Source organism: Thalassospira sp. CH_XMU1448-2 (assembly GCF_037027285.1).
In the GTDB taxonomy this organism is placed as follows: Bacteria; Pseudomonadota; Alphaproteobacteria; order Rhodospirillales; family Thalassospiraceae; genus Thalassospira; species Thalassospira profundimaris_C.
Genome location: NZ_JAYMEA010000001.1, coordinates 1,563,381 through 1,578,690, shown reverse-complemented (window position 1 = coordinate 1,578,690; position 15,310 = coordinate 1,563,381). Strand labels below are relative to the sequence as shown.

Below are 15,310 nucleotides of genomic sequence, written 5' to 3'. Positions count from 1 at the left end.
GGCTTTTTCATATGTGTTTCATCACGTTACCCCATCAAATACCGATCTGGCATTTTGTGCCGGGCAGATTGGCATCGGGTTTGCTCCTGATCGGGACAGGAAACTCTTTACGGATGGAACGTGATGAAGAAACTTCTGATCATTCTTTCAATGATCCTTGGCCTTGGTGCCATGGAAAGCCGCATCAACGCAGCATTTGCCGTCCCGGGCGCCGCTGGATTCCCGCAGGTCATCGAAGGTGACAAGCTGCGTTTTGGCAATCTGGTTGTCGAACTGTTTGGCATTCGCGCCCCGAAACCGGGCATGATTTGCCGTGCCGGTGCGGTTGAATTTCAGTGCGGGGCAGCCGCCTCACAGGCACTGGGCCGCATCATCGACAATTACGCCATCAAATGTCAGCAGGTATCGGATGTGCAACTGTTCCCTATGCTGACGGAATGCACCATCGGGCGCAATGACCTGAACCGTTTGATCCTGCGCGCGGGCTGGGCCATGGTTGATATGGTCACCTGCGACAGCCATCCGAGCTGTGCGACCTATTTGCGTGATCAGGAATTTGCCAAGGAAAACCGCAAAGGCATCTGGATGGGCACCCCACCATCGGAACTGGTTGCCCTTGCTGCCAAGCCGACGGCCGAAGATATTCAGTCCAGCGACAACAAGGCAAAGCGCAAAGCTACTGGCGATGCCCCGCGTCATCTGTTCGGGTCGCCCTTCACGGTTGATCTTGCCGGTGACATGAAACGTGCCAACGCGCCGGATAAAACTCTTTTGAGCTTCCTTGAAAACACCTTCTAGATCACGCAATCTCTGAGTTTCCCAAACCCGTCAAAACAAAACGCCACCGCATTTCTGCCGGTGGCGTTTTGTTATTTTCGATCCGTAAATACGTTATCCACCAAACTGACGACGAACCCGTCCGGGTGTCGGCACGCAGTTGGCAAATTTCGCACCAAGCTTGAAGGGTGCTGCGGCACATTTGCCGATCTTGCCAAGCTTGGCGGTGATTTTCGGGATTTGCAGAACATTGCCGATACGGCGATCAAGAAATGCCCAGCTATCGGCATGACCATCCGAGGTGTCATCAAGCCAGAATGCCAGGGTTGATCCATAAACACCGGCAAGCAACATGCGCTTGGTGTACCAGTTATGATCGGTTGATGTGTCGCCCGCAGCCACCCACATTGCATCGACCGTCCCGTGCGTAAGCTTCAGCCCAAGAGCCGCGTTCTGCGGCAAAGCCATAAAGGCAAGGGCTGCGCGAACGGCATCTTTCTGATTTTCGACCAGATCAAGACGGGTTTTGACTGCCGTCGCAATGCGTTCGCGAATTTTCATGTTCTCAAGGCCCTTTTCATCAAGGGCAGCAACCATCTTGCGATCGGTCAGCTCGACATAGGTCACAATCGCCTGACGAATGCCATTGGGCAGCAAACGATCAACCTCGCCCGGCGCAAGATCAAGATCCATGGCCCCGGCCAGCAGGGACTGTTTGGTCCAGCCATCAAACGGCACATGTTCAAGGGCTGCCTCAACCAGTGCTTCGCGCTGGGCTTGTAGACGGCTCATGCTTTCGGACACGGTCATTTAGGACTCCTTGTCACTTGATCGGGCGTCTTCGGCGTCATCAGCGTTTTCTGATGCGGCAGACTGCCTGAATGTAGTCTCGGGCGGGTATTCGCGCAATTCCTCGTTAAATCCGAGAAGGGTCATGTCTTCCATACGTTCAGGATACATCACGCCGATCAGGTGATCATATTCATGCTGTACCACGCGCGCGTGGAACCCACCTGCAATGCGCTCGATCTCCTCGCCCTGTTCATTTAACCCGCGATAACGAATTTTGTTCCAGCGCGGCACGACGCCTTGAAGACCGGGGATAGAAAGACAGCCCTCCCAGCCATCAACGATTTCTTCGCCAACCGGCTCGATTTCCGGATTGATCAGAACCGACAGCGGAATGGCTCCGTCATCGGGATCGTCGCTTTGGCGCATCGCCGGCACGTAATAGACCATGATCGCCTTGGACTCGAACACCTGTGGTGCCGCAAGGCCAACGCCCCCGGCATCTTTCATGGTATCCTTCATATCAGCAATCAGTCGCTGAATTTCGGGATCAAGCGGGTTTTCGACCCGATCAGCAACCTTGCGCAAAACCGGGTGGCCCATCCGGGCAATCTTGAGGATCGACATAGCCTTATATCCAACCAAAATTGCCCGGCTGTAAAGCCCCTAAGCATGCAATTCCGTCTAGTGACCGGTCAGAACCAGCGTCTGGATCGGAAGCAGCAATGCCTGAACACGCAAAAGCAGGGCATGCACAACACCGACGGTCTGAACCATATGCAGGAACAGCCATTCCCCCATGCCAATATCAGGGCTTTCAAGTTTCTCGTGAGTACTGGTATAGGCGTTGCCCGCGCATTTGCTGCCAAGCGGCACATTTGCAATCGTTTCCGGATAAAGCGGCATCATCTTGACAAGGAATGTGCCCGGTTTGGCGCGTTCGGTAATATCAAGCAACTGGTCGCTTGGTCGGAACTGCCCCGCTGCAATCACCGGCTGAACATCCGTAATGACCATCGGAATGATTTCGAATGGCAGGGACGCACAGGATACCTCGGTAATCACACCGCGTTTCACCACCTGTGTCGATATCTGGTTAAAGCCAGCAAGAAACACCGTTTCCGCATCTTTTTCCGGGATCAGAATTCCGGCCGGACGCAAGATCGGGCTGACAAAGTCACCGACCTGAAGGGCGAATTGCTGGATATTGCCCTTAACCCCGGCACGGACCACGGTTTTGGACAGATCGGCCTCGGCAGATCGAAGGGATGCCTGCGCATTGGCAAGCTGGGCTGGCAACAGGCTATCAAGCTTGGTCTTGATGACATTCAGGCTGGCCTCGGCCGCATTCAACCCGCCCTGTCTTGTGGTCAGGGAGACTTCAAGACGTTCGACCTCGCGCCGGGATACCGCATTGGTCCCGCGCGCCAGCAGGTCTGCCTTGACCTTTAATTCATCGCGGACCTGATTATAGGCACCGCGTGCCTGTTCGACATTGCCCTCTGCCACGGCAATATCGGCCCGTGCGACATCCATCTGGGCGCGGATTTCGGCAATCCGCTGTTCGGCCATCGCAACCGCTTCGCGTTCAACACGGTTATCAAGCCGGAATAACGGATCCCCCGCATTCACATTGTCGTCGTTCTTGACATAGACCTCGACCACACGACCGCCCTTTTCCGGCAGAATCGTGACGGTCCGGAAGAACGATGTGACATTGGTCGTTGACGGGTGAAAATAGAAAATCACCGTAATCAGGCTCAGCGTCAGGATCGCACAGGCCGTAATGCCATAGCGCAGCTCATACCAGACAGAAAACAGCGTGATTTCCTTGCCAATACGTTTGCCCTGCACGTAACGGCGGACCAGATAATCAGGCAGGATGGTAAAGATCGAACACAGAAGAAGCTCAAACATCTTTTTGGTTCTCCTGCTTGGTGCTCTCATCCGTTGCGACCGGCGTGCTTGCGGCTACTGGTTCGGAAGAAGCAGGCTGCGGCTGTACCGGTGCAGAAGCTGTGGACTCGGCCTGCCCGGTCCTGGCTTGGGCCATACTTTTTAGTGCGTTTGCCATTGTCTGAATCGGGGAAATGAAGTCCGGGAACTGAATAACCGCCAGAACAAGGGCCGCGACCCAGAAGATATTATTGTGGGTAAACAGGGCCAAAAGGGTCAGAACACCAATCAGTTGTAACTGTGTGTGATTGGCATGATGGGCCAGCCTTTCGGGCAAGGCATGAATATTGAGATAGAATGCGCCAATCAAAAAGACCGCAATAACGACAAACCAGACAACACCGACAAACAGAATGTCCGTTTCCCCCGGTGCGGTAATAAAAAATGGCGCATGGGCCAATGCCGCATCGCGCAGATTGCTTTCCATAACTATATCCTAACCGTTTCCCAACCGGTTTTGCCCGGTTTGTTCCAGATATCCGGCCCGAGAACACAACAAGGCCCTGCGATAAATTGAATTTGGTCAATTCATCATAGCAACCTTTGATGTCAATTTGATCACATAATTCCCGCAATTGGTTGGCCCGTAAAACCGGCAGGCCGAAACAACCACATGCCTTGGCGTTTTGCGATGCAGGCATGTATAAACGTCAGAGGCGAATATCCCCTTCCCTCTTTTCTTTTTGGCCTGTTTGCACTATATACAGGTCCACGGTCAGCTTGACCGTAAATCCAACCGGGGGGCATTCCGCACTCCGGGTGTTTTTGTTTTTTTGAAAGGAGCGTGGTTTCCGTGCAGGTAATCGTTCGCGACAACAATGTCGATCAGGCTCTGAAAGCGCTTAAGAAAAAGATGCAGCGCGAGGGCATTTTCCGTGAGATGAAACTCCGTCGCCACTTTGAAAAGCCGTCGGAGAAGAAAGCTCGCGAAGGGGCGGAAGCAATCCGTCGTGCCCGCAAGCTGGAGCGTAAGCGCATCGAGCGCGAAGGCTTCTAGTCTTTTTCACTTTCGGGGTATCTCGAACGTGACTGTACGATCGAATTTGGCTTGCCAAGTTCGGACCCGTGCGCCAAGCCCGCCTCGGAGCAATCCGGGCGGGTTTGGTTTTTCCGAATTTCAGTCAGAGCCCACCTTATCTGAAAGCAGCATTGCGTTGACGCTTGTTGCGCCCGCGATGAGTAACGATACTGTTTGGTACGCCAAACATGCCTCACCACCGACCGGCCCCGCTGAAAGAAGCAACATGAACCGCGCGTTTCCCGACACCAAACAGGTTGCGCCAGATGCCAACCTCGAAGAGGCACAACCGCGCAAGCGCGGATCAGGTGTTCAGCTGGTCTATCGTGAACTGCGTCAGGGCATTCTCGAACTGTCGATCAAGCCGGGCACGATCCTTGATGAATCCCAGCTTTCTGCACGCTTCAAGATGTCGCGCACCCCGATCCGAGAAGCCTTGGTCAGACTGGCCGCAGAAAACCTGATTACGACACTGCCCAACAGAACCAGCATGGTTCCACCGATCGACTTTTCCAATCTGCCCGCCTATTTCGACGCCCTGACATTGATGTACCGGATTTCGACACGTTCTGCGGCCGAGCTTCACAACGAAAGTGATCTGGTAGAAATCAGACGGCTGGAACAGGAATTTGCCCAAGCTGTTGGCAGACGAGATGCATTGGCGATGATTTCGCGGAATCGTGACTTCCACGTCGCCATCGCGCGGGCCGGAAAGAACACCTATTACGAGGAATTTTTCGCCCGTCTACTTGATGAAGGGCGGCGTATTTTGCGTCTTTATTACGAGTCCTATGATGATGCGCTGCCGCGCCAATATGTTCAGGAACATGAACAACTGGTCGATGCCATTGCAACCCGGAATGTCGATCTTGCCGATGATCTGGCCAAACAACATGCAGCCCAGATTGTTCGCCAAATTCAGAGTTATCTGGCGACCCGCTATCAAAGCGACCTGCCCCTCTGACACCGGGCAAACATGACGTGATGAAAAAAAGCGGGGAGAAAAATCTCCCCGCTTTGTCATTTAAGTCCAGCTGCGTATCTGGATATCACAGTCTAGAAGCCGACGATTTTTGACGGCAACCAGGTCGCCGTGACCGGAAACGCCACCACCAGCAGCAAGGTCAATATTTGCAGCAGGATGAACGGGATCACGCCGCGGCACATCTGCCCATAGGTCATGTTGGGCGGGGCAATGGATTTCAGATAGAAAATCGACGATGCCATTGGCGGTGTCAGATATCCGGTCTGAATAACGATGATCACCAGCGTCGCAAACCAGACCGGGTCAACACCGGCACTGCGAATGAACGGCGTAAAAAGCGGCACACAAATCAACACATTGGCCGTCCAGTCCAGAACAAAGCCGAGAATGAACACGACGATCAGGAAGAATATGATCATTCCGGTCGTGCCAAGGCCCGATCCTTCAAGGAAGCCACGGATAAGCTGCGCCCCGCCATTGGCGGCAAACACGCCCATAAACATCGTGCCCGCAGCAACAATCAGAAGGATCATCGCTGAAATACGCACCGTGATCGCCAATGACTCGCGCATCACCGACATGCTGAACCGACCATAGGCAATACACAGGATAAGCGCACCAACCGCACCAACAGCCGCTGCCTCGGTCGGTGATGCTATCCCCGCCAGCAAAGATCCAAGCACGGCAAAGATCAGGGCAATGACCGGAAGAAGCGTTGAACATGTCAGCCTAAGCTTTTCGCCAAGCGGCATTTCGTCTTCTTCTTCAAGTTCCGGCACTTTTTCGGGCGGGCGGATCATCCCGTGGATCAACAGATAACCGATAAACAGCGCAATCATGATCAAGCCGGGGAACATCATTCCGGCAAGGACTTCACCCACCGAAAGCTGTGCCAGTGACGCATACATTACCGCAATCACCGATGGCGGGATCATGGTACCAAGCGAACCACCCGCACAAATCGTCCCGGCAATCAGGCGATTGTCATAGCGGTATTTCTGCATGGCAGGGATGGCCATCATCCCGATCATGACTTCGACCGCACCAACAACCCCCGCTGCTGCGGCAAAAACCGCGCCCATTGCAATGGTCGCCACGGCAAGTCCGCCCGGAAGCCCTTTCAGCCAGATCTGCATGGTTTTGAACAGGCGTTCCGCAATTCCGGACCGCTCAAGGATTGCCCCCATAAGGATGAACATGGGGATGGCCGACAGGATGAAGTTGGTCGCCGCAGTATAGAAACTGCCATAGAGCTGATTGAAAATATGCGGCCCAAAGGCGAATGCGCCGGCTGATACCGCGACAATTGCCAACGAAAAGGCAATCGGAATGCCTGCAAGAACCAGGACAAAAAGCCCCGGAAACATCAAAGCGGAAACAAGCATTTCAGGCGTCCCCTTCTTTTACCTGGGTGACACCTTTGGCTGCGCCGAATGCGCGCAGACCTTCGACAAGCAGTTGCAGGCTCAAAGCCAGAAGTCCCAGGGCAAGGAGCGTATAGAACGGCCACATGAGCGGTGCCCACGGACTGACCATTTCAACTTCCCCGGAAACATAGGCATGCCATGCCTTGCCAATTGCGACTTTCGACAACATCGCAAAAATCGGGAACAGCAAGAAGACATAGATGAAGCCATTAAACCCGTCCCGGAACTTGGCGGGAAAGCGCGAGGACAAGAAGTCGATCCGCACATGGGCGTCTTCACGAAGTGCCTGTGCAGCGCCCAGGACAAACAAGGTTCCCGTAGCCATATAGGCGATGTCAAAGGCCCAAAGTGTTGGCGCGTTAAACAGATAACGCGCCAACACTTCGTAAATCATCGAGACGACCAGGCCCAATGCAACGATGTTGGCCACTTTTGAAAAAACGATCGACAAGCAGTCAATACCGCGAAACAGATATGAAAACATGGTCGCCTCCACGCAATCAGTCCTGGTTCCGGATCAGATAGCTGCTTTCTGCCGACCAGCGCGCCTTATAGGCATTATAGTCTGCAAGAATGTCAGCCATGGCCGGTTTGCCTGCTTCTTTCTCGGCATCCGCCTTTTTGGAAATCCAGTCGCTACCCGCCGAAGAAAGCTGTTCGATGAAAGCCGGGTCCAGGGTGATGATCTCGTTCTTGCCACCACGGAAGGTTTCCATCGCCTTCATGTCCTTGTCATAGAAGCTGACAACACTTTCGAGCGTGGTGAGTTCGGCTGCGGCCTCAAGCAACGGCTTGAGATCATCATCAAGCGCATCCCAGGTTTCCTGTTTGACGACAACTTCCCAAAGGAAGGTCGGCTGATGCACGCCCGGAACGATGATATAGGGGGCTGCTTCGTGGAAACCTTCCGGCAGGTTGCCCGACGGCGGGCCCCACTCGATGGCATCAACGCCTTTACGCTGCAGAAGGGTGTAAATTTCCCCCGGCGGCACAACGGTCGGAACCGCACCAAAATATTCGCGCATTACTTCGGCCCATGGGCCCGACGTACGATATTTAAGGCCTTTAAGGTCTTCGGCACTGCGGATCGGCTTGTTGGCATGTGCCATGATTTCAGACGAACCGATGCCGACGATCAGGTTCTTGAACCCTTCGGAAGCACGAATTTCAGACAGCTTTTCCTTTCCGCCGCCTTCATAAATCCAGGTCACGAATGCTTCCGGGCCCATACCGCCCGGGAAACCGGCAAAGATCGCGTTGATCGGATCTTTGTTTACCAGATAGCTCGGGGTTGAGTGACCGGCCTCGACAATACCGTCGCGCACGCCGTCATAAACCTGCAGGGCCGGAACCAGAACACCGGCACCGAACGGCTGGATTTCAACACGGTCACCGGTCAGAAGCGCTGCGTTATCGGCAAAGCGCTCAAGAAAATTGACATAAAACGGCGAACCTTCCGGCACAGAGGTCGGAACACGCCAGGTTACATCAGCCGCAAGAGCGGGCAGTGCGACAAGGCCAATGCCCATCGCCAGCGCGCCCTTCTTCACGAAATTGAACATGTTTTGCTTCCCTGAATTTTTACTAACCAGAACATTTTGTCCTGCTCGATGGGTAGCTAAACATAATTGCATACTTAAAGTCGACAAAAAATTTATACAATATACAAAAACACACGCTTATCTCCGCCTGACACAGGCAATCCACCTCGCGCATAGCGGACATACATCTTCCAATAAGCCGTTGACGTTACGGCGCTTTCAGTTAAACCGTCCCTGACCGGGCATTTTGCCCATGCGCCCCACACGGTCGATCACGGTTCCCGTCAAAAGGTATGCCCACAAGGCGGGATGCCGTTTGACCTGTTTGCGCAAGACCAACCAGTCAAACGGGGAGACCTGACTGTGAGTTCGCCTGCCACCAATCCGGCTGTATCCGCCGGTGATTTCAACGGACGTTATCGTCTGACACGTGTTTTGCCCGCAATCGCCCTTGCCGGTGCGATCTATGGCATTGCCGGGCTTGCCGATTACCATATCAACGCGGTTCTTCTGACCATTGCGGTCATGATTGCGCTTTGTCTTCTGCGCGTGCCCGTGCCCATCGCCCTGATTTCCGCAGCCCTTCTGGGCGGCCTGCATGCAGGGATGGATACCGGGACTGCGATTGCCGCCCTTAACGACAATCTCTTGGTCGGCGCACAGGTCGGCATGACCTATGTAATGATCGGCGCCTTTGCCGTGGCGATTGCGCGTTCGGGTCTACTTGATCTGTTTGCACAAAAGATTGCAGCCCGGGTCGGCACCGACAAACAGGCGACCTCCAAGGGCATGAAATGGATGCTGTTTGCCATTTTCATTGCCTGTTCGCTGATGTCACAGAACCTTGTGCCGGTGCATATCGCCTTTATCCCGGTGATGATCCCGCCGCTTCTGGCGGTCTTTAACCGCCTGCGTGTGGATCGCCGTGCCATTGCCTGCATTCTGGCCTGCTCGATCAGCTTTTCCTATTTGCTGCTGCCGACCGGCTTTGGCGCGATTTACCTCAATGAAATCCTGATGGCCAATGTCAACGAAGTCGGCAGTGCCTATGACCTTTCCATGACCGCTGATATGGCGCCCAAGGCCATGTTCCTGCCGGTGATGGGCATTGTCGCCGGGATGCTGGTTGCGGTTTTCATCACCTATCGCAAGCCCCGTGATTACGTCGCCACTGAACTGACCGAGGACGCGGGCAGCAATGCCAAACAGGTCGAAGTCAAACCGCTTCAGCTGATCGCAACCCTTGCAGCCCTTGCCGTCGCCCTGATTTGCCAGTTGCAGTTTGACAGCCTTCTGGTTGGCGCGATGATCGGCTTTGTCATTCTGGCCGCGGCCGGTGTATTCCGCTGGCGCGCGCAGGATGATGTCTTTACCGAAGGCATGCGCATGATGGCCCAGATCGCTGTCATCATCACCATTGCATCGGGCTTTGCCGGGGTGCTTGATGCCACGGGCGAAATCGCCCCGCTGGTCGAGGCATCTGCAAACCTGATCGGGGAAAACAGGGCGCTTGGTGCCCTGATCATGTTGCTGGTCGGGCTTTTCATCACCATCGGCTTTGGCGACAGCTTTGCCAGCGTTCCGATCCTTGCCCCGATCTATATCCCGCTGGCCCTTGCCCTTGGCTTCTCGCCCATGGCAACCATCGCCCTTCTGGGCGCATCAGCGGCCCTTGGTGATGCCGGATCGCCTGCATCGACCATTACCCTTGGTGCAACATCGGGCCTTAATGCCGATGGACAGCATGACCATGTGAAGGATTCCGTGATCCCGACCTTCATCCACGCCAATTTCGGCATGGTCCTGTTTGCCTGGGTCGCAGCAATGGTTCTCTAACCGGAACCTGATACCCAACAGCGAAATGACAAGGAGCGGCCCCGCAAAGGCCGCTCCTTTTGTATTTATATGCTCGCTATTTTCCTAGGCCGCTTTGCAGATCGACGTGCCACCATCAACCGCCATCGCCGTTCCGGTGACAAAGCTTGACGCATCGGATGCCAGGAACAAGGCCGCCTTGGCGATTTCCATCGGATCGGCAATCCGGCCCAGCGCATGGAATCCTTCGACCATGGCACGGGTTTCCGGGTCACTGGTAAAACTTGATGCCATCGGCGTATCGGTTCCACCGGGCACCATCGCATTGACCCGCACATTGGCCGCGCCGTATTCCACTGCCAGACATTGCGCCATCCCAAGCAGCCCCATCTTGCTGGCGGCATAGGCGGTCATGCCGGGCATTCCGATGGTATGACCGACAAAGGTCGATGTGAAAATCACTGATCCGCCGCCGCGTTTGGCAATTTCGGGGAGCTGATACTTCGCCCCGAACATCGACGCCGTCAGATTGGTGCGCAGCGTCTGCTCCCAATCCTCAACCGTGATGTCATCAAGCGATCCAAGTGTTCCCAAACGCCCGGCATTGTTAAAACCGACATCAAGCCCGCCATATTCACCAACCGCGGCATTGACCAGCGCCTTGGCAAAGGCTTCCTCGCACACATCACCGGCCATGCCAAATGCCTGCCCGCCTGCCCCGGTGATTTCGCCGACCACGGTATCAAGCCGATCCGCATTGCGCGCCGCAAGGACAAGCTTTGCCCCTTCCGATGCAAACAGCTTGGCTGATGCCGCCCCGATACCGCTGCTGGCACCGGTGATAATCACAACCTTGTTTTCAAGTAACATGATCTTTCCATTCCATCTGGCACCGGAGCCCTGTAACAAACGGCAAACATCCCGGTGCAATTAACGATGGGGAAAGGGTAAGCGGGCCGGATGATCCCTGCTCGCCAGTTTCGGACCTGCAATTCCGAGCCCTGCTTTCAGGCCCCAAGAACCGGCAGCGTGCCTATGATTTTCCGGAAATCCAGTTGGCAAACTGATCCATCATGGTTGGCTCATAGCCAATCGGATCAGGCATCGGTTCAGACCGGATAATGATCCCCGACTGGGTGCGATAGACCCGGTAAACCGTATCTTCCCTGATATCGGTAAAGGTCGAGCTGCCATAGTCGGCATCAATCAGGAAGTTCCATTCGGCAAGGTAACTCACGATATCAAGCGCGTCCCCGATCCCCAGATCATAGGCCCGAAAGGGTGCGGTATTTTGCCGCACCACATCACGATAGCGGCCTTCAAACCGCACAAGCTGATAACGGGCATCCATGCCAATGATATTGGCCCACGGCTTTAACTTGATGAATTCCGCATCAATCCGCCACTGATCGCCAAGTATTTCATAAGTCCCGCTCACACCGGGATCATCCGACACCAGATGGGCGGTAAACACATCCTCGGACACCGGTTCGAAATAAAGGGCAGCAATCGGGTCTTCGTCGGTCAGGCGCACATAGGTCAGAACATTCAGCCCCATCGATGCGACCAGCGCAATCGACAGAACAATAACCAGAAACAGCGAGACCCTGACTATCCGAAACATATAACCTTCCAACTAGCGTGGGGAAAAATCCTCTGACAGCTTGAAGTTATAAGCAACCTCTCGGACGAAAAAAAGGCGGCCCCATCGGAGCCGCCTTCTTCATTTCAAACCGGATGGTTCGATCAGTTATCAAGATGCATGACGATTTCTTCGCACATCTTTTTGGCATCACCAAACAGCATCATGGTGTTGTCCTTGAAGAACAGTTCGTTCTGGATGCCTGCGTAGCCCGCTGACATGCCACGTTTGACGAACAGGACCGTTTTGGCCTTTTCGACTTCAAGGATCGGCATACCAAAGATCGGGCTGGCCGGATCGGTTTTGGCAGCCGGGTTGGTGATGTCATTGGCACCGATGACAAAGGCAACGTCGGCGGATCCGAAATCACGGTTGATTTCTTCCATCTCCAGAACGTCGTCATAGGGAACGCTGGCCTCGGCCAGAAGCACGTTCATATGACCTGGCATACGACCTGCCACCGGATGGATGGCGTAGCGGACATTGACACCCTCACTTTTGAGGATATCGGCCATTTCACGCAAAGCATGCTGTGCCTGTGCCACGGCCATGCCATAGCCCGGCACGATGATCACGCTTGAGGCGTTCTTCATGATGAAGGCCGCATCATCGGCTGATCCGGATTTGACCGCGCGGTCGCCATCGCCACCGCCGCCTGCTGCTGCTTCGCCTTCGGCCCCAAAGCCACCAAAGATGACATTGAAGATCGAACGGTTCATGCCCTTGCACATGATGTAGGACAGGATCGCACCCGACGCACCAACCAGCGCACCGGTAATGATCAACGCATTATTCTGAAGCGTAAAGCCGATGCCACATGCTGCCCAACCGGAATAGGAGTTCAGCATGGAAACAACAACCGGCATGTCCGCCCCGCCAATCGGAATGATCAGCGTGATGCCCAGAACAAGGGCAAGCGCAACCAGGATCCAGAAGGCTGTGTGGCTTTCGGTTGCGACAAGGATGATGGCAAAGACAACGATGCCAATCCCGATGCAAAGATTGAGCATATGCTGCCCCGGGAAGCGCACCGGCGTCCCCGAAACAATGCCCTGCAACTTGCCAAATGCGACAAGCGAACCGGTAAAGGTGATGGCACCAATCGCAACACCAAGACCCATTTCAATCAGGCTGGCCGCACCGATATTGCCCGCCGTGCCAAGACCATAGGCACCGGGTGAATAAAGGGCTGCACCGGCAACAAACACAGCCGCCAGACCAACGAGCGAGTGGAAGGCCGCAACAAGCTGTGGCAGTGCGGTCATCTGGATCTTGAGCGCGATGACCGTACCGATGGCACCGCCGATCAGGATCCCGACAATGATAGTGGTGTAAGACAGCACCGACGGGGATGCCAGCGTGGTAAAGATGGCAATTGCCATACCCACCATGCCAAGGATGTTCCCGGTCCGGGCTGATTCAGGTGACGACAGGCCGCGCAACGAAAGAATGAAGCAGACCGAGGCCACCAGATACAGGAAAGCCGAAAGGTTTTCCGACATTGTGTGTTCCCCCTACTTCTTTTTCTTGAACATATGCAGCATGCGCTGGGCAACGATGAAGCCGCCAAAGATGTTGATCGACGCCAACACCACCGCGATGAAGCCCATCATCTTGGAGAAGTTCATCTCCACCGGGCCTGCTGCAAGAAGCGCACCGACAATAATCACCGACGAAATGGCGTTGGTAACCGCCATCAGAGGTGAATGAAGGGCCGGGGTGACTTTCCACACGACGTAATAGCCAACAAAGCAGGCCAGTACGAACACGGTCAGGCCAAGGACAGTCGGGCTGACACCCGATCCCTGGACCGCGACCGCGGCGGTGTTTGCCGCGTCGGACGCACCGCTTGCCAGACTGTCAGCAAGCTTTGCGGCCTTTTCCGCCAGACCAAGGGCGGCATCGCGCAGTTCATTTGCATTCTGGGCTACGGATTGATCAGCCATTTGCGACCTCCTCCCCGCCGAATTTCGGATGTACGACCTTTCCGTCATGGGTCAGACGGGTTTCGGCAATGATCTGGTCTTCGCCGTTAAACACCAGTGCGCCCTTGTCCTTGTCGACAGAAAGGGTGATGAAGTTCAAAAGGTTCTTGGCATACATCGCGGTTGCATCGGTCGCGACCGAGCTTGTGATGTTTGCAGGGCCGATCAGCTTGACACCATTTTCGGTCATAACCGTTTCGCCAAGCTTCACACCGGCAACGTTGCCGCCGCGTTCAGCCGCAAGGTCAATGATCACCGAACCCGGCTTCATGCCTGCAACCATGTCGGCTGTGACAATTTCCGGGGCCGGACGACCGGGAATAAGGGCGGTCGTGATCACGATATCGGTTTTGGCCAGAACTTCCTTAAGCTTGGCTGCCTGTTTCTTTTTGTAGTCGTCCGACATTTCCTTGGCATATCCGCCAGAGGTTTCTGCATCAGATGCACTGTCGTCTTCGACTTCGATAAAGGTCCCGCCAAGGGATTGAACCTGTTCCTTGACCGCCGGGCGCACATCAAATGCCGAAACAACGGCACCAAGACGCTTGGCGGTTGCAATGGCCTGAAGCCCTGCAACACCGGCCCCAACCACGACAACACGTGCCGGTGCCAAAGTACCCGCAGCGGTCATCATCATCGGGTAAATGCGGCCAAATTCATGGGCAGCATCCAGAACGGCGCGATATCCGGCAAGGTTGGATTGCGAGGACAGCACATCCATCGACTGCGCACGCGAAATACGCGGCATCAGTTCCATGGAATATCCATCCACACCGGCCTGCGCCATCGCCTCGATCAGCTCCTTGCGATCATATGGCTCCAGCAGGGCGACAACCGCCGCCCCCTTTTTATAGGCCGTCAATTCATTGGTTTTGCCGTCAATGACAGGTGGGCGCACCTTGAAGATGACATCGGCATCCTTCACGGTGGTTTTCATCGTTTTGGCAATAGTTGCACCGGCATCGACAAAGCGATCATCCGGTATGGCGGCGTCAATTCCGGCACCAGCCTCAATTGCAACGTCGAACCCCAAAGACTTCAGCTTCTTGACTGTCTCTGGTGTGACGGCAACGCGCTTCTCTCCGGGCCATATTTCCTTTGGAACGGCCAGTTTCATCGCGTTAGACCTCCTTCCCTAATGTTTTGGTAAGCACGGTAATTCTTGTTTTTATTGCGAAGTAACCGGTTTCGAAATGTCATCACGCATCTCGTTTGATCCCGGCTACCGGCACCCTTGCCCGGAAAGAAAAAAGGCGGTTCTTCCAGCAAATGCAGAAGAAACCGCCCACTTTCCCACCACGCATTCCGAGGCATAAAGCCTTGGTGACATGTCAGGTCCCACCCGCCATTGGTGCTCAGGACAAACAATCAATGA

At 54.8% G+C, this 15,310-nt stretch carries 16 protein-coding genes; 4 read left to right on the top strand and 12 right to left on the bottom strand.

Annotated elements, in window-relative coordinates; all coding sequences use genetic code 11:
• Nucleotides 1-123 precede the first annotated feature (123 nt).
• A complete protein-coding gene (locus WA318_RS07090; RefSeq protein ID WP_336080419.1) occupies nucleotides 124-798 on the top strand; it encodes a thermonuclease family protein in 675 nt (224 codons plus the stop codon).
• Between the two features lie 93 nt (nucleotides 799-891).
• On the opposite strand, the gene WA318_RS07085 is transcribed toward WA318_RS07090, so the two are convergent.
• Genes WA318_RS07085 through WA318_RS07070 form a run of 4 tightly spaced genes read right to left on the bottom strand, consistent with a single transcriptional unit; the run spans nucleotide 892 to nucleotide 3,949 of the window.
• Entirely contained in the window at nucleotides 892-1,587 is a 696-nt protein-coding gene (locus WA318_RS07085) for a COQ9 family protein (protein WP_114099180.1), read from the bottom strand.
• Nucleotides 1,588-2,193, bottom strand: coding sequence for a peptide deformylase (gene def, locus WA318_RS07080; protein WP_114099179.1), 606 nt, complete (start codon nucleotides 2,191-2,193; stop codon nucleotides 1,588-1,590).
• A 57-nt stretch (nucleotides 2,194-2,250) separates the two neighbouring features.
• Complete coding sequence (locus tag WA318_RS07075; RefSeq protein WP_114099178.1) at nucleotides 2,251-3,483, bottom strand: HlyD family secretion protein; 1,233 nt, start codon at nucleotides 3,481-3,483, stop codon at nucleotides 2,251-2,253.
• Nucleotides 3,476-3,949 (bottom strand): hypothetical protein, encoded by a 474-nt coding sequence (locus tag WA318_RS07070; RefSeq protein ID WP_336080418.1) that lies wholly within the window; start codon nucleotides 3,947-3,949, stop codon nucleotides 3,476-3,478. The genes WA318_RS07075 and WA318_RS07070 overlap by 8 nt, the downstream gene beginning before the upstream one ends.
• 366 nt (nucleotides 3,950-4,315) lie before the next feature.
• Here WA318_RS07070 and rpsU point away from each other — a divergent pair, with 366 nt between their 5' ends.
• Both rpsU and WA318_RS07060 read left to right on the top strand, forming a co-directional pair.
• A complete protein-coding gene (gene rpsU, locus WA318_RS07065; protein WP_008891676.1) occupies nucleotides 4,316-4,519 on the top strand; it encodes a 30S ribosomal protein S21 in 204 nt (67 codons plus the stop codon).
• Nucleotides 4,520-4,766: 247 nt separating this feature from the next.
• Nucleotides 4,767-5,504 (top strand): GntR family transcriptional regulator, encoded by a 738-nt coding sequence (locus WA318_RS07060; protein ID WP_114099213.1) that lies wholly within the window; start codon nucleotides 4,767-4,769, stop codon nucleotides 5,502-5,504.
• Between the two features lie 92 nt (nucleotides 5,505-5,596).
• Here the strand turns inward: WA318_RS07060 and WA318_RS07055 are convergent, their stop codons facing one another.
• From WA318_RS07055 to dctP, 3 genes are read right to left on the bottom strand one after another with little or no spacing between them, the layout of a single operon-like run.
• Nucleotides 5,597-6,910, bottom strand: a complete 1,314-nt coding sequence (locus tag WA318_RS07055; RefSeq protein WP_336080417.1) for a TRAP transporter large permease — start codon at nucleotides 6,908-6,910, stop codon at nucleotides 5,597-5,599.
• A 1-nt stretch (nucleotide 6,911) separates the two neighbouring features.
• On the bottom strand, nucleotides 6,912-7,436 hold the full coding sequence (locus WA318_RS07050; RefSeq protein WP_114099175.1) for a TRAP transporter small permease subunit: 525 nt from the start codon (nucleotides 7,434-7,436) through the stop codon (nucleotides 6,912-6,914).
• A gap of 16 nt (nucleotides 7,437-7,452) precedes the next feature.
• Nucleotides 7,453-8,514, bottom strand: a complete 1,062-nt coding sequence (gene dctP, locus WA318_RS07045; RefSeq protein WP_336080416.1) for a TRAP transporter substrate-binding protein DctP — start codon at nucleotides 8,512-8,514, stop codon at nucleotides 7,453-7,455.
• Nucleotides 8,515-8,856: 342 nt separating this feature from the next.
• Here dctP and WA318_RS07040 point away from each other — a divergent pair, with 342 nt between their 5' ends.
• On the top strand, nucleotides 8,857-10,329 hold the full coding sequence (locus WA318_RS07040) for a Na+/H+ antiporter family protein (protein WP_336080415.1): 1,473 nt from the start codon (nucleotides 8,857-8,859) through the stop codon (nucleotides 10,327-10,329).
• 84 nt (nucleotides 10,330-10,413) lie between these two features.
• Here WA318_RS07040 and WA318_RS07035 read toward each other — a convergent pair whose 3' ends face one another.
• The 5 genes from WA318_RS07035 to WA318_RS07015 all read right to left on the bottom strand — a co-directional run bounded on the left by WA318_RS07035 (nucleotide 10,414) and on the right by WA318_RS07015 (nucleotide 15,052).
• A complete protein-coding gene (locus tag WA318_RS07035; RefSeq protein ID WP_336080414.1) occupies nucleotides 10,414-11,178 on the bottom strand; it encodes an SDR family oxidoreductase in 765 nt (254 codons plus the stop codon).
• 163 nt (nucleotides 11,179-11,341) lie between these two features.
• Nucleotides 11,342-11,932, bottom strand: coding sequence for a hypothetical protein (locus WA318_RS07030; protein ID WP_336080413.1), 591 nt, complete (start codon nucleotides 11,930-11,932; stop codon nucleotides 11,342-11,344).
• A gap of 122 nt (nucleotides 11,933-12,054) precedes the next feature.
• Nucleotides 12,055-13,452: an NAD(P)(+) transhydrogenase (Re/Si-specific) subunit beta gene (locus WA318_RS07025; RefSeq protein ID WP_114099171.1), complete on the bottom strand. Its 1,398-nt coding sequence runs from the start codon at nucleotides 13,450-13,452 to the stop codon at nucleotides 12,055-12,057.
• 12 nt (nucleotides 13,453-13,464) lie between these two features.
• On the bottom strand, nucleotides 13,465-13,896 hold the full coding sequence (locus tag WA318_RS07020; RefSeq protein ID WP_336080412.1) for an NAD(P) transhydrogenase subunit alpha: 432 nt from the start codon (nucleotides 13,894-13,896) through the stop codon (nucleotides 13,465-13,467).
• The gene (locus WA318_RS07015) at nucleotides 13,889-15,052 is read right to left on the bottom strand and encodes a Re/Si-specific NAD(P)(+) transhydrogenase subunit alpha (RefSeq protein WP_336080411.1); all 1,164 of its coding nucleotides are present in this window, start codon (nucleotides 15,050-15,052) and stop codon (nucleotides 13,889-13,891) included. Before WA318_RS07015 ends, WA318_RS07020 begins: the two co-directional genes overlap by 8 nt.
• Between the last annotated feature and the right edge of the window lie 258 nt (nucleotides 15,053-15,310).

Coding starts and splice junctions, on each gene's coding strand:
- WA318_RS07075 (WP_114099178.1), bottom strand. CDS start 3,483: ATGTTTGAGCTTCTTCTGTGTTCGATCTTTACCATCCTGCCTGATTAT.
- WA318_RS07025 (WP_114099171.1), bottom strand. CDS start 13,452: ATGTCGGAAAACCTTTCGGCTTTCCTGTATCTGGTGGCCTCGGTCTGC.
- WA318_RS07015 (WP_336080411.1), bottom strand. CDS start 15,052: ATGAAACTGGCCGTTCCAAAGGAAATATGGCCCGGAGAGAAGCGCGTT.
- WA318_RS07030 (WP_336080413.1), bottom strand. CDS start 11,932: ATGTTTCGGATAGTCAGGGTCTCGCTGTTTCTGGTTATTGTTCTGTCG.
- WA318_RS07035 (WP_336080414.1), bottom strand. CDS start 11,178: ATGTTACTTGAAAACAAGGTTGTGATTATCACCGGTGCCAGCAGCGGT.
- WA318_RS07050 (WP_114099175.1), bottom strand. CDS start 7,436: ATGTTTTCATATCTGTTTCGCGGTATTGACTGCTTGTCGATCGTTTTT.
- WA318_RS07055 (WP_336080417.1), bottom strand. CDS start 6,910: ATGCTTGTTTCCGCTTTGATGTTTCCGGGGCTTTTTGTCCTGGTTCTT.
- WA318_RS07020 (WP_336080412.1), bottom strand. CDS start 13,896: ATGGCTGATCAATCCGTAGCCCAGAATGCAAATGAACTGCGCGATGCC.
- WA318_RS07060 (WP_114099213.1), top strand. CDS start 4,767: ATGAACCGCGCGTTTCCCGACACCAAACAGGTTGCGCCAGATGCCAAC.
- def (WP_114099179.1), bottom strand. CDS start 2,193: ATGTCGATCCTCAAGATTGCCCGGATGGGCCACCCGGTTTTGCGCAAG.
- WA318_RS07090 (WP_336080419.1), top strand. CDS start 124: ATGAAGAAACTTCTGATCATTCTTTCAATGATCCTTGGCCTTGGTGCC.
- WA318_RS07070 (WP_336080418.1), bottom strand. CDS start 3,949: ATGGAAAGCAATCTGCGCGATGCGGCATTGGCCCATGCGCCATTTTTT.
- dctP (WP_336080416.1), bottom strand. CDS start 8,514: ATGTTCAATTTCGTGAAGAAGGGCGCGCTGGCGATGGGCATTGGCCTT.
- WA318_RS07085 (WP_114099180.1), bottom strand. CDS start 1,587: ATGACCGTGTCCGAAAGCATGAGCCGTCTACAAGCCCAGCGCGAAGCA.